9 protein-coding genes are annotated in these 12804 nt (G+C 58.8%); 6 read left to right on the plus strand and 3 right to left on the minus strand.

Translation table 11 applies throughout. The features are described from left to right. Window positions 1-14: 14 nt before the first annotated feature. Window positions 15-3194, plus strand: a complete 3180-nt coding sequence (locus tag HBN68_RS04565; RefSeq protein ID WP_169962880.1) for an efflux RND transporter permease subunit — start codon at window positions 15-17, stop codon at window positions 3192-3194. Continuing rightward, window positions 3191-4600 (plus strand): TolC family protein, encoded by a 1410-nt coding sequence (locus HBN68_RS04570; protein WP_094993541.1) that lies wholly within the window; start codon window positions 3191-3193, stop codon window positions 4598-4600. The genes HBN68_RS04565 and HBN68_RS04570 overlap by 4 nt, the downstream gene beginning before the upstream one ends. Window positions 4601-4692: 92 nt before the next feature. On the opposite strand, the gene HBN68_RS04575 is transcribed toward HBN68_RS04570, so the two are convergent. Beyond that, window positions 4693-5817 carry a sugar diacid recognition domain-containing protein gene (locus HBN68_RS04575; protein WP_169962882.1) on the minus strand — a complete coding sequence of 375 codons (1125 nt, stop codon included), beginning with the start codon at window positions 5815-5817 and terminating at the stop codon, window positions 4693-4695. 158 nt (window positions 5818-5975) lie between these two features. Between HBN68_RS04575 and HBN68_RS04580 the strand changes: the two genes are divergently transcribed. From HBN68_RS04580 to rarD (HBN68_RS04590), 3 genes are all read left to right on the plus strand, one after another. Further along, the gene (locus tag HBN68_RS04580) at window positions 5976-7289 is read left to right on the plus strand and encodes an MFS transporter (protein WP_169962884.1); all 1314 of its coding nucleotides are present in this window, start codon (window positions 5976-5978) and stop codon (window positions 7287-7289) included. Window positions 7290-7428: 139 nt separating this feature from the next. Then, the gene (gene rarD, locus HBN68_RS04585) at window positions 7429-8313 is read left to right on the plus strand and encodes an EamA family transporter RarD (RefSeq protein ID WP_094993538.1); all 885 of its coding nucleotides are present in this window, start codon (window positions 7429-7431) and stop codon (window positions 8311-8313) included. Between the two features lie 274 nt (window positions 8314-8587). Further along, window positions 8588-9472 carry an EamA family transporter RarD gene (gene rarD, locus HBN68_RS04590; protein ID WP_094993537.1) on the plus strand — a complete coding sequence of 295 codons (885 nt, stop codon included), beginning with the start codon at window positions 8588-8590 and terminating at the stop codon, window positions 9470-9472. Here the strand turns inward: rarD (HBN68_RS04590) and HBN68_RS04595 are convergent. Together HBN68_RS04595 and HBN68_RS04600 are read right to left on the minus strand one after the other, a co-directional pair. After that, complete coding sequence (locus HBN68_RS04595) at window positions 9469-10764, minus strand: ATP-binding protein (protein WP_169962886.1); 1296 nt, start codon at window positions 10762-10764, stop codon at window positions 9469-9471. The genes rarD (HBN68_RS04590) and HBN68_RS04595 overlap by 4 nt on opposite strands. 4 nt (window positions 10765-10768) lie before the next feature. Beyond that, window positions 10769-11470: a response regulator transcription factor gene (locus HBN68_RS04600; protein ID WP_094993535.1), complete on the minus strand. Its 702-nt coding sequence runs from the start codon at window positions 11468-11470 to the stop codon at window positions 10769-10771. Between the two features lie 177 nt (window positions 11471-11647). Here HBN68_RS04600 and HBN68_RS04605 point away from each other — a divergent pair, with 177 nt between their 5' ends. Then, window positions 11648-12802: an efflux RND transporter periplasmic adaptor subunit gene (locus HBN68_RS04605; RefSeq protein WP_094993534.1), complete on the plus strand. Its 1155-nt coding sequence runs from the start codon at window positions 11648-11650 to the stop codon at window positions 12800-12802. Window positions 12803-12804 lie beyond the last annotated feature (2 nt).

Below are 12804 nucleotides of genomic sequence, written 5' to 3' on the forward strand. Positions count from 1 at the left end.
GGACGATAACTCCGATGAATTTTTCTCAATTTTTCATTCAGCGGCCGATTTTCGCCGCTGTGCTGTCCCTGCTAATCCTGATTGCGGGCGGCATTTCGCTGTTCCAGTTACCGATCAGTGAATACCCGGAAGTGGTGCCACCCACCGTCGTGGTGCGCGCCAACTTTCCCGGTGCCAACCCCAAAGTGATCGGTGAAACCGTGGCCGCGCCGCTGGAACAAGCCATCACGGGCGTTGAAAACATGTTGTACATGTCTTCACAGTCCACGGCCGACGGCAAGATCACACTGACGATCACTTTCGCCCTGGGCACTGACCTGGACAACGCACAGGTCCAGGTGCAAAACCGCGTGACCCGCACCCAGCCCAAATTGCCCGAAGAAGTAACCCGCATCGGTATTACGGTCGACAAAGCATCGCCCGACCTGACGATGGTGGTGCACTTGACCTCGCCGGATCAGCGCTACGACATGCTGTACCTGTCCAACTACGCCATCCTTAACATCAAGGATGAGCTGGCGCGCCTGAACGGCATTGGCGATGTACAAATGTTCGGCATGGGCGAATACTCGTTGCGCGTGTGGCTGGACCCGAACAAAACCGCGTCACGCAACCTGACTGCAACCGATGTGGTGAATGCCATTCGCGAGCAGAACCGTCAGGTCGCAGCCGGTGCGCTTGGCGCGCCCCCTGCCCCGAATGCCACAAGTTTCCAGCTTTCAGTCAACACTCAGGGACGCTTGGTGACTGAAGAAGAGTTCCAGAACATCATCATTCGCGCCGGCGATGATGGCCAGATCACACGCCTGAAAGACATTGCGCGGGTTGAGCTGGGCTCCAGTCAATATGCGTTGCGTTCGCTGCTCAACAACCAGCCCGCGGTGGCGCTGCCGATCTTCCAGCGGCCGGGCTCCAATGCCATTGATATCTCGAACGACGTGCGGGCGAAGATGGCCGAGCTCAAGCAGAGTTTCCCTGAAGGCATGGACTTCGACATCGTCTACGACCCGACCATTTTCGTTCGCGGTTCTATCGAGGCGGTGGTTCACACCTTGTTCGAAGCCCTGATCCTTGTGGTGCTGGTGGTTATCCTGTTCCTGCAAACCTGGCGAGCCTCTATCATCCCGCTGGTGGCCGTGCCTGTGTCGTTGATCGGTACATTTGCCGTGATGCACATGTTCGGGTTCTCACTTAACGCCTTGTCGCTGTTCGGGCTGGTGTTGGCCATCGGGATTGTGGTCGATGATGCCATCGTGGTGGTGGAAAACGTCGAGCGAAACATCGAGCTGGGGCTTAATCCGGTCGATGCTACCAAGCGCGCCATGCGCGAAGTGACCGGGCCGATCATTGCCACGGCGCTGGTGCTGTGCGCCGTGTTTGTACCGGCTGCGTTCATCTCCGGCCTGACCGGACAGTTCTATAAGCAATTCGCCTTGACCATTGCCATTTCCACGGTGATCTCGGCGTTCAACTCGCTGACACTGTCTCCGGCGCTGGCCGCCGTGTTGCTCAAAGGCCATCACGCGCCCAAAGACCGTTTTACCCGCTTGCTGGATCGCCTGTTCGGGGGCTGGCTGTTTGGCCCGTTCAACCGTTTCTTCGTCAAAGCCAGTAATGGCTATGTGGGGGCGGTCCGCCGGATCATCCGTGGCAGCGGTATCGCGATGTTGCTGTATGCAGGTTTGATGGTGCTGACCTGGGTTGGTTTTGCGCATACACCCACCGGTTTCGTCCCCCCGCAAGATAAACAGTACCTGGTGGCTTTCGCGCAACTGCCGGATGCCGCGAGCCTGGATCGTACCGAAGCGGTGATCAAACGCATGTCCGAAATTGCTCTCAAGCAACCGGGCGTGGCGAACTCAGTGGCATTCCCGGGCCTGTCGATCAACGGGTTCACCAACAGCCCAAACAGCGGCATCGTGTTCACCCCGCTCAAACCTTTTGACGAGCGTAAGGACCCGAGCCAGTCGGCAGCAGCTATTGCCGCAGCCTTGAATGCGCAATTTGCAGACATTCAGGATGCCTACATCGCGATCTTCCCGCCGCCGCCAGTACAAGGCCTGGGCACCATTGGCGGTTTCCGCCTGCAAGTCGAAGACCGCGGCAACCTGGGTTACGACGAACTGTACAAAGAAGTGCAGAACATCATTACCAAGAGCCACAACGTGCCGGAGCTGGCGGGGTTGTTCACCAGTTATCAAGTCAACGTGCCGCAAGTGGATGCAGCGATCGACCGCGAAAAAGCCAAGACGCACGGTGTGGCCATCAGTGACATTTTTGACACGCTGCAGGTCTATCTGGGTTCGCTGTATGCCAACGATTTCAACCGCTTCGGCCGTACCTATCAGGTCAACGTGCAGGCTGAACAGCAGTTCCGCCTGGAACCTGAGCAGATCGGCCAACTGAAAGTGCGCAATAACAAGGGCGAAATGATCCCGCTGGCGACCTTTATCAAGGTCAGCGACACCGCCGGCCCCGACCGGGTCATGCACTACAACGGCTTTGTCACGGCCGAGATCAACGGCGCAGCAGCGCCGGGCTACAGCTCGGGTCAAGCCGAGGCTGCGATTGAAAAGCTGCTCAAAGAAGAATTGCCCAATGGCATGACCTATGAGTGGACCGAACTGACATATCAGCAAATTCTGTCAGGCAATACCGCACTGTTCGTGTTCCCGCTCTGCGTGCTGCTGGCGTTTCTGGTGCTGGCCGCGCAATACGAGAGCTGGAGCCTGCCGCTGGCGGTGATCCTGATCGTGCCGATGACCCTGCTGTCCGCGATTACCGGGGTGATTCTGTCGGGGGGTGACAACAACATTTTCACCCAGATCGGCTTGATCGTATTGGTGGGACTGGCGTGCAAGAACGCGATTCTGATTGTCGAGTTTGCCAAGGATAAACAGGAAGAAGGCCTCGACCCGCTGGCTGCGGTGCTGGAAGCCTGCCGTCTGCGTTTGCGGCCGATTCTGATGACCTCGTTCGCGTTCATCATGGGCGTGGTGCCTTTGGTGCTGTCGAGCGGCGCAGGGGCGGAAATGCGCCATGCCATGGGCGTCGCGGTGTTTTCCGGGATGCTGGGCGTGACCTTCTTTGGTTTGCTGCTGACCCCGGTGTTCTACGTCCTGATCCGTCGCTACGTGGAGCGCAGTCAAGCGCGCAAAGCCGCCAGGCACATGACGTTGGAGTCGCAACCATGAACGTGAACGTATTCTTGCCGAGTCTGTTGGTACTCGCGTTGAGCGCGTGCGCCGTCGGCCCGGACTATCAAACGCCGAAGACCGAGCCGGCTCAGATCAGCGCCGATAACCTCAAAGGTTTTGACCGTGCCCATTTCGAAGCAATCTGGTGGCAACAGTTCGACGACCCGACCCTCAACCGGTTGGTGACGCGGTCGCTGGCAGGCAACCGTGAGCTGCGCGTGGCGTTTGCCCGGCTGCGGGCTGCCCGGGCGATCCGCGATGACGTCAGCAACGACGCCATGCCAACCATCACCAGCCGCGCCAGCAGCGAGCTGGGCAAAGGGCAGATTCCGGGGCAGACCGAAAAGCGCGTCAACAGTGAGCGGTACGATCTTGGGCTGGACATGGCGTGGGAACTCGACCTGTTTGGCCGTATCCAGCGTCAACTGGAAGCCAGCGATGCGGACGAACAGGCCGCCGCAGCGGATTTGTATCAGTTGCAAGTGACCCTGATTGCGGAATTGGTGGACGCCTACGGCGAACTGCGCGGCGCGCAACTGCGTGAGCACATTGCGCTGGCCAACCTGAAAAACCAGCAGGAATCCAAAGCCATCACTGAAAGTCTGCGTGATGCGGGTGTCGGTGATGAGCTGGACGTCATGCGCGCTGACGCACGTCTGGCGGCCGTTGAAGCCAGTGTGCCGCAGTTGCAGGCGCAGCAGGTACGTGAACGCAATCGGATTGCCACCTTGTTGGGCGAGCGTCCGGAGCAACTGAGCGTCGATTTGAGCCCGGCCAAACTGCCCGCGATTGCCAAGGCCCTGAACATTGGCAACCCCGGCGACCTGCTACAGCGACGCCCGGACATCCTCAGTGCGGAACGCAAACTGGCGGCCGCAACCGCCCGGATCGGCGTGGCCAAGGCAGATCTGTTCCCGCGGGTCAGCCTCAGCGGGTTCCTTGGGTTTACCGCTGGGCGAGGCTCGCAGATCGGCTCAGCAGCCGCCAATGCCTGGGCTCTGGGCCCGAGCATTACTTGGCCTGCCTTTGATTTGGGCAGTGTGCGAGCACGTTTACGTGGCGCGGATGCCGAAGCCGATGGCGCACTGGCCCGTTACGAACAACAGGTGTTGTTGGCGCTTGAAGAGTCGCAAAACGCGTTCAGTGATTACGGCAAACGTCAGCAACGCCTGGTGTCGCTGATACGTCAGAGTGAGTCGAGCCGCACCGCAGCCGATCTGGCGGCGATTCGCTATCGCGAAGGCACGGTGGACTTCCTGGTGTTACTCGATGCCCAGCGTGAACGGCTCGCAGCAGAAGACAGTCAGGCACAGGCCGAGGTTGAGTTGTATCGCGGCGTGGTGGCGATCTACAAAGCGCTGGGCGGCGGCTGGCACGTTGAAACGGTGGCCAGCGCGCACTGATGTGTACCTGATTTAACGGCTCCTTTGGTTGGTCGCATCCAACCGTTTAGCCCCGCGTTCATTCGGTCGCGGGGCTTTTTTTGGCCTGCAGTTCAGGCGGTTGGCCGTGCCTGTACAAGGGGCGTGTGGGGCAGCAGTTGGACCCCAAGGTATAACGCCAGCATCCCGTTCAGGCTCAGGGGGTCAACCCCGCTCAGCTCGGCAATCCGATCCATCCGGTACCGCAGGCTATTGCGATGGATGCCCAGCGCATCGGCGCACGCCTGACTTTGGCCGTCATGCTCGCACCAACTGCGCAAGGTTGCGATCAGTTGGCCATTGCTGTCCTTGGCGACCACTTTGTGCAGTGGATTGAGCAGTTCTTCCAGCGCATCGTCATTGCGATGCCGCCACAGCATCACCGGCAAGCGGTAGCGGTCAAGACTCAGTAAACGCGTGTCCGGCAACACATCACGGCCATACGCCAGCAAATCCCCCACGCGTCGATAACAACGGCGCAGTCCTTTGAGTGCATCCGCCTGTCCGCCTTCGGCGATGCGCAACACGTTCCAGCCGTGGCCGTCGAGCCGTTCCAGTAGCCGCGTGTCGTCCAGTGTGGTGGTTGACGGGCGGCACCACAGCAGCGAGGCATCGGCCGGGCACACGCACCAACTGTCCGGGTAGCGTGATTGCAGCCACACGCTCAGGGCCTCGGCACTCTGGCCCTTGCCCAGTTCAAACAAATAAGGAATGCGCGATAGCTGCGGCTTGAGCCCCAGTTGTTGGGCTTCGTCGATCAGGCGCGGTGAGTCGCCGCTTTCACTCAACAATATGGCCACCAGGTCGTCGCAACGTTGACGACGCCATTGCTGTTCGGCTTGTTGATGGCGTTGGCCCACCAGCATTTCGGCCGTCATGCGCACCAGTTCGGCGTAGGTGCGCAGCAATTCAGGTTCACCGGTCAGCCCCAGCACGCCGATCAGGCGCTGATCGAGCAGCAATGGCAAATTGATTCCCGGCTGCACGCCTTTCAGGCATTTGGCGGTTTGCGCATCGATTTCCACTACCCGTCCGTTGGCCAGCACCAATTGCGCGCCTTCATGGCGGGTATTGATACGCTCGGGCTCGCCGCTGCCGAGGATCAACCCCTGGCTGTCCATCACATTAACGTTGTACGGCAAGATGGCCATCGCGCGATCCACGATGTCCTGCGCCAAATCATGATCGAGTTCGAACATAGGGTGACAATCCTTGGAAACATTTGTTCGTGCGCACAGCCTCAGCAGAAAAACACTGTGCAGCAGCACAAAGACAGCAACGTTTGGGTGACCGAGACTCACGCAGCGACCAACGTTAACCTCGGATCGCGAAAAAACATAATAAAGAGAGACATGAGATGTCACAGAGCGCCCCCGCTTCGCTGACCGGCGATGACGATAAAAACGCCATCTACAAGCGCATCACCCTGCGTTTGATCCCCTTCATTTTTATCTGCTACCTGTTCAATTACCTCGACCGGGTAAACGTTGGCTTTGCCAAATTACAGATGCTTGATGCGCTGAAATTCAGCGAAACGGTCTACGGCTTGGGTGCCGGGATTTTCTTCATTGGCTACGTCTTGTGCGGGGTTCCCAGCAACCTGGCATTGACCCGATTCGGGCCTCGGCGCTGGATCGCCGTGATGATGATCACCTGGGGCGTGCTGTCCACCTGCCTGATGTTCGTCACCACCCCGACCCAGTTCTATACCCTGCGCCTGTTCACCGGCGCCGCCGAAGCGGGTTTCTTCCCAGGCGTTGTGCTCTACCTCTCACAATGGTTCCCCACGTTCCGTCGTGGCCGCATCATGGCGCTGTTCATGTCTGCAATCCCGGTCTCCGGCTTGATCGGCGGTCCCTTCTCGGGCTGGATTCTTAGCCATTTCGCCGCAGGCCAGGGCGGACTTGCCGGATGGCAATGGATGTTCCTGCTGCAAGGTATTCCCACCGTTGTGTTGGGTGCGCTGGCGATCTTCCTGCTCAGCGACAGTTTTGCCAATGCCAAGTGGCTAACGGCTCACGAGCGCGCCGTGCTCGACGCTGACCACCGCCTGGACACCGTCAACAAACCCGCCACCACTTCTGATTCGCTGCTTGCCGTGTTTAAAAACCCGGCCATCTGGGCGTTCGGCCTGATCTATTTCTGCATCCAGAGTGGCGTGTATGCGATCAACTTTTGGCTGCCGTCGATCATCAAAAACCTGGGGTTCAGCGACACGCTGGTGATTGGCTGGTTGAGTGCGATTCCTTACTTGCTGGCTGCTGTGTTCATGTTGCTGGTGGGGCGCTCGGCTGACGTGCGCAAAGAGCGTCGCTGGCATTTGGTCGTGCCAATGTTGATGGGGGCGCTGGGCTTGGTGATTGCTGTCAACTTCGCCACGCAACCGGCCATCGCCATCTTGGGGCTGACAATCGCGACCATGGGCGCCCTGACCGGCTTGCCCATGTTTTGGCAGGTGCCCACTGCCATGCTCAGTGCAGGCGCGGCCGCTGGCGGCCTGGCCTTGATCAACTCCATGGGTCAAATGGCGGGGTTCCTGAGCCCGTATCTGGTGGGTTTTGTCAAAGACGCCACCGGCTCGACCGATGCTGCGCTGTACCTGTTGGCGGCGGTGATTGTGGGCGGCAGTGTGCTGGCCTTGCGCATGACCCGCGGCATGCGTCACGCCTGACGCCATCGGTTTTGCTGCGCAGGGGGCGTTTTGCGGGCCTCTGCGCAGGCAATCGGCTCAGCAAGATTTGCCCTACAGCCTTTGGAGCCTCAAGCTACGCGTCTCTAATAATCAAAATGCGCGTTTCAACGAGGCTGTTGTGTCTAAAGGTATTGTTTTATCGGTTCTGGCATCGAGCCTGTTCGGTGTCATGTATTACTACACATCCCTGCTCTACCCTTTGAGTGGCGCCGAAATTTTCGGCTGGCGGATGCTCCTCACCTTGCCCTGCATGACCCTGTTCATGTGTTTTTCGGGGGATTGGCGGCTGGTGCCGACGATCTTCTCCCGCCTGCAGCAAACCCCCCGGCTGTGGATTGCCCTGTTTGCCTCCAGTGCGCTGGTGGGCCTGCAACTGTGGCTGTTTCTGTGGGCGCCCCTCAACGGCCACAGCCTGGACGTGTCACTGGGGTACTTTTTGTTGCCCCTGACCATGATTCTCACGGGCCGCGTGGTGTATGGCGAACACCTTTCCCATCTGCAAAAAATTGCTGCCGCGCTGGCGATACTCGGGGTCGCCAACGAGGTGTACCGGGTCGGCGGTTTTTCCTGGACCACCCTCGTAGTGGCCATCGGTTACCCGCTGTATTTTGTGCTGCGCAAACGGGTCGGGACCGACAATCTGGGCGGCCTGTGGATCGACATGCTGCTGCTCATGCCCGCGGCGTTCTTGTTTGTGCAAACAGGCGAACACGGCTTCGATGTGGCCAGCCAACGTGCGGCACTGTACACGCTGATCCCGGTACTGGGCCTCATCAGCGCTCTGGCCTTGATCAGTTACATCATGGCCAGCCGCATGCTTGCCTTCAGCCTGTTCGGTCTGCTCAGTTACGTTGAGCCGGTGCTTCTGGTGTGCGTGGCGTTGTTGCTGGGTGAAAGTATTAGCGCCGGGCAATGGCTGACCTATTTACCGATCTGGCTGGCGGTGCTGGTGTTGATGTTTGAAGGGTTCAAGCATTTGTTGCGTCAGCAAAAATCCGTGTAAAGGCAATGCAATGGGCTGGTTTCACAGCCCATTGCCACCCTCGAGGTAGATGAAGCCGCTGCAAGGACTACCGTTTATCATTTTTTTCAGCGAGTGCGAACGAACGTTTTAAACGGTTTTGGCCCAGTATTTGCTTGCTCGTTTCACGTATCACCTTCCGGACTAGCTTTTTAAGCCAACTGATTGGTTTAAAACATATTTGCCAATGGTGTTCCACAGCCTCAAGCTATGTGCCCACTCATACGAGTAACGCTGTAGATCCATTGAGGTTGTTGTGTCCAAAGGTATTGTTTTATCGATTCTGGCTTCCTGTTTATTTGGCGTCCTGTACTACTTCACATCCCTTCTGCGACCGCTGGACGGTCAAGAAATTTTCGGTTGGCGAATCCTAATATCGCTGCCCTTCATGACACTCTTTCTCTGCCTTTACGGCGAATGGAAGTGGGTTGCGCTCATCTTTCAGCGCTTGCGCGCCCGGCCTGCATTGATCCCCTGCGTCATGTTGACCAGTTTTCTGGTGGCGGTACAACTGTGGATGTTTATGTGGGGGCCTTTGAACGGTCATGGGCTCGATGTTTCATTGGGTTACTTCCTGCTGCCACTGACGATGATTCTCACGGGGCGCATCGTCTATGGTGAGCACCTGTCGCATCTGCAAAAGATCGCGACGGCGCTCGCTGTGCTGGGTGTGGCCAATGAACTGTACCGCACGGGTGGTTTCTCCTGGACCACGTTGGTGGTCGCCTTGGGTTACCCGATGTACTTTGTACTGCGCAAAAAAATCGGTATCGATAACCTCGGCGGCTTATGGCTGGACATGCTGCTGATGGTGCCCGTGGCGCTGTGGTTTGTGTTGGCAGGCGAGCATGTCGACCTTCAGGCGCAACGCTCAACGCTCTACGTACTGGTGCCGATGATGGGCATCATCAGTGCCGCTGCAGGTTTCGCTTACATCTTGGCAAGCCGCTTGCTGCCGTTCAGCCTGTTCGGATTGCTCAGCTATGTCGAGCCTGTGTTGTTGGTGGCCGTCGCCCTGCTATTGGGCGACAGCCTGGAGGAAGGTCAATGGCTGACCTATGGCCCGATCTGGCTGGCGGTGGGTGTGCTGGTACTCGAAGGTCTCAAACATGTGAGCCGGCAACGCCGCTATCTGAGCTAAACCGGTAGCCACAACCGGAAACGCGCTCCGCCCAGGGGGGAAGGCTCAATACTGAGCGTTCCACCTTGGGCTTCGAGGGCGCGCCGGCTGATCGCCAAGCCCAGACCAAAGCCCCCCGTGGCGCGGTCGCGGCTGCGGTCCAGGCGATAGAAAGGTTCAAACACGCGTTCGCGGTCCGCTTCCGGGATGCCGATGCCGTCATCGTCGACCCACAATTCACAGCCGTGCGCAGTGACATTCACCCCCACCTGAATGCGCCGATCGCAGTAGCGCATGGCGTTACGCAGCAAGTTTTGTAACGCGCGCGCGGTGAGTCTCGGGTCCAGCGCAAAGCGCTCCTGCGAGCCGTGCAGCAGCACGTCCAGCACGATGTCGGGGGTTTCCAGCTCTTCGTCGAAACTGCCCAGAATACTGTCGACAAATTCATCCAGCGACACCTCCACGCGCTCCGGCACCAGCGCCGGGTTTTGCAAGCGGCTAAAAGACAGCAACTCCAGCACCAATTCATCCAGTTCGCGGATATGCCCGACCAACACCTGCAACCGCTCGCGGCTGGCTGGCGGCAAGTCGTCGCATAACACCAGCGCCAAACCGAAATCCAGCCGCGTCAGGGGTGTGCGCAGTTCGTGGGAGACCGCATTGAGCAGGTCGCGTTGCTGGTTGAGCAGGCTTTCGATGTCTTGGGCCATGGTGTCAAATGCACTGGCCAGCCCGTGAACGTTCGACCGTGGCGAGATCTGCGTGCGCTCGCTCAATTGCCCCTGACCAATCAACGCCGCTGTGCGCTTGAGACGCTCCAGGTCGCGCCAGTGAGGACGCAGCCACAGCAATAAACACCCGAGCAATGCCGCGCCGATCAGTACGTTAATGCTCCAGTACAGGACGTTCATGTCGAAGGGATCGGGGGGCATCACCAATTCAATAGCCTGTTGCTTGTCCAGCGGTGACACCACCAGCGTGCGCCAGCCCCATTCGCCAATGCGCAACACGCCCTGCCCTTGCTGTAACTGGCGCTGTTCATCGGCATCGAATTTCGGGTCATTGACTGACAGCAGATTGACCCGCAACGGCGAGAACTGGCTGTCCAGCTCCCGGGCCAGCGCGGGCCATTGTTCGGCGGGTAATTGATGAAATTGTTTGACCAGCAGGGTTTGCATGCCGCGGGACATGTCGATGTTGTAATTCATGAACCGATCATGAAAGACCGTAACGATCAACTCGGGTACCAGGTAGATGGCTGCCCCGAATGTGACCATGGTCACCAGATATAGCCTTAGCAGGACCTTGAACATGGTTTCAGCATTCCCACTCGGAACGGCTGAAGAGGTAGCCTTTGCCCCACACGGTTTTGATCTTGCGCGCTTCCCCCGCGCAGTCATCGAATTTGCGCCGCAACTTGGAAATGGCCACGTCCACCGAGCGGTCTGTGCCGTTGAATTCAATGCCACGTAAACGCTGGAGGATTTGATCGCGGCTGAGCACTTCACCGGCATGCCGGGCCAGGACCACCAACAGGTTGTATTCACCGCTGGACAGCTCAATGTCTTGCCCGCGCCACGTGACGTTGCGTTCTGACAGGTCAATGCACAAGTTGCCGATCACGATCCGGTCATTGGCCACCTGCGGCTCGATCAGGCTGCTGCGGCGCAGTAACGTCCTCACGCGCGCCAGTAATACCCGCGGCTCGCAAGGTTTTGTCACATAATCGTCGGCGCCCATCTCTAGCCCCAGCACCTGATCATGACTATCGTCGCGGGCCGTCAACATCAGGATCGGCAGGCTGGCCGAGTCAGCACGCAACAAGCGGCACACTTGCAGGCCATCAAGGCCCGGCAACATCAGGTCAAGAATCACCAAGTCCGGCGGGTTGCTTTTAGCCCGGTCACGCACCAGGTCGCCACGGGCAATCACGCTGACCTCGTAGCCATTGCGCTCCAGGTAACTGGCAATCAGCTCCGAGAGCGCGGCGTCATCTTCGACCAGCAAAATAGTGGGCATAATAAATGCTTACAACTCGGGGAAAGCCAAAGGATATACAACCTCACACGGATAGGAGCATTACCTTCACACTTTTTCACACACCGCCTACACAGCTTCACAACGCCTCTTGCGTGCTGCCCTTAGCATGCGCAAGCACTTACAGAACTATCCTGCATTTATAAGAAGGCTCGCTCATTGAAAAAGCTCTTTGCCCCGCTCTGCCTTTCAGCGCTGGCACTGGCCCTCGCGGGGTGTGGCAAGAACCCCGACGCTGAAGAAAAAACGCCCCTGGTCAAGGTGCGAACCGAAGTCATCGCCACCGCGCCGCTGTCGATCAATAACGAATTGAGCGGACGCATCGTTGCCCCGCGCGTGGCCGAAGTGCGCGCCCGCGTGGCTGGCGTGGTGCTCAAGCGGGTGTACGAAGAAGGCAGCGAGGTCAAACAGGGGGACGTGTTGTTCCTGATTGATCCTGCGCCTTTCAAGGCCGATCTGGACAGTGCGCTGGCCGCCCTGCGCAAATCCGAAGCGCAGGCTTTGCAAGCCAGGTTGCAGAGTGAGCGTTACGCTGCGCTGATCGAAAGCAACGCCATCAGCGGTCAGGAATACGACAACGCCCGCGCCCAAGCGCAGCAGGCACACGCCGATGTCGCAGGCAATAAGGCCGCGGTGCAGCGTGCCCGCTTGAACCTGGGTTATGCCACGGTCACCGCGCCGATTTCCGGACGCATCGGCCGCGCACTGGTCACTGAAGGCGCTTTGGTCGGTCAGGGCGAAGTCACGCCGTTGGCACGGATTCAACAACTCAATCCTGTGCACGTAGACCTGACCCAATCCACCCGCGATCTGGACAACCTGCGCGAATCCTTCCGCGCTGGCGAATTGCAAAAGGTCGGCAACGAGCAGGCCCGCGTCACCCTTGTCCGTGATAACGGCAGCCTGTACCCGTTGCCCGGCAAACTGCTGTTCACCGACGTTAACGTAGACCCGAGTACGGGCCAGGTGATTCTGCGCAGCGAGTTTCCCAACCCGGATAACGACCTGCTACCCGGCAGTTTTGTGCGCGTGCGTCTGGAACAGGCTTTTAACAAGCAAGGCATCAGCGTGCCGCAGCGCGCTATTTTGCGTGACAGCGCCGGGGTGGCTCAGGTGTTGTTGGTTGAAGCGGACAATCGCATCAAGCAGCAGCCGGTGCAGCTGGGCAATGCCCAACAGGATCGCTGGATCGTCAATGCCGGCCTGAAAGCTGGCGACCGCATTGTCATCGAAGGCCTGCAACATGCCCGCCCGGGCGAACAGGTGCAGATCGATGACCCCGCTCTTCCCCTCGTACACTCCACGGATCGGTGAGC

The sequence above is a fragment of the Pseudomonas sp. WS 5078 genome (assembly GCF_012985745.1).
GTDB classification, from domain to species: Bacteria; Pseudomonadota; Gammaproteobacteria; order Pseudomonadales; family Pseudomonadaceae; genus Aquipseudomonas; species Aquipseudomonas lundensis_A.

Bases quoted from the DNA above. Each gene is read 5' to 3' on its own strand.
- HBN68_RS04565 (WP_169962880.1), top strand. From the start codon at position 15: ATGAATTTTTCTCAATTTTTCATTCAGCGGCCGATTTTCGCCGCTGTG.
- HBN68_RS04570 (WP_094993541.1), top strand. From the start codon at position 3,191: ATGAACGTGAACGTATTCTTGCCGAGTCTGTTGGTACTCGCGTTGAGC.
- HBN68_RS04575 (WP_169962882.1), bottom strand. From the start codon at position 5,817: ATGTTCGAACTCGATCATGATTTGGCGCAGGACATCGTGGATCGCGCG.
- HBN68_RS04580 (WP_169962884.1), top strand. From the start codon at position 5,976: ATGTCACAGAGCGCCCCCGCTTCGCTGACCGGCGATGACGATAAAAAC.
- HBN68_RS04595 (WP_169962886.1), bottom strand. From the start codon at position 10,764: ATGTTCAAGGTCCTGCTAAGGCTATATCTGGTGACCATGGTCACATTC.
- HBN68_RS04600 (WP_094993535.1), bottom strand. From the start codon at position 11,470: ATGCCCACTATTTTGCTGGTCGAAGATGACGCCGCGCTCTCGGAGCTG.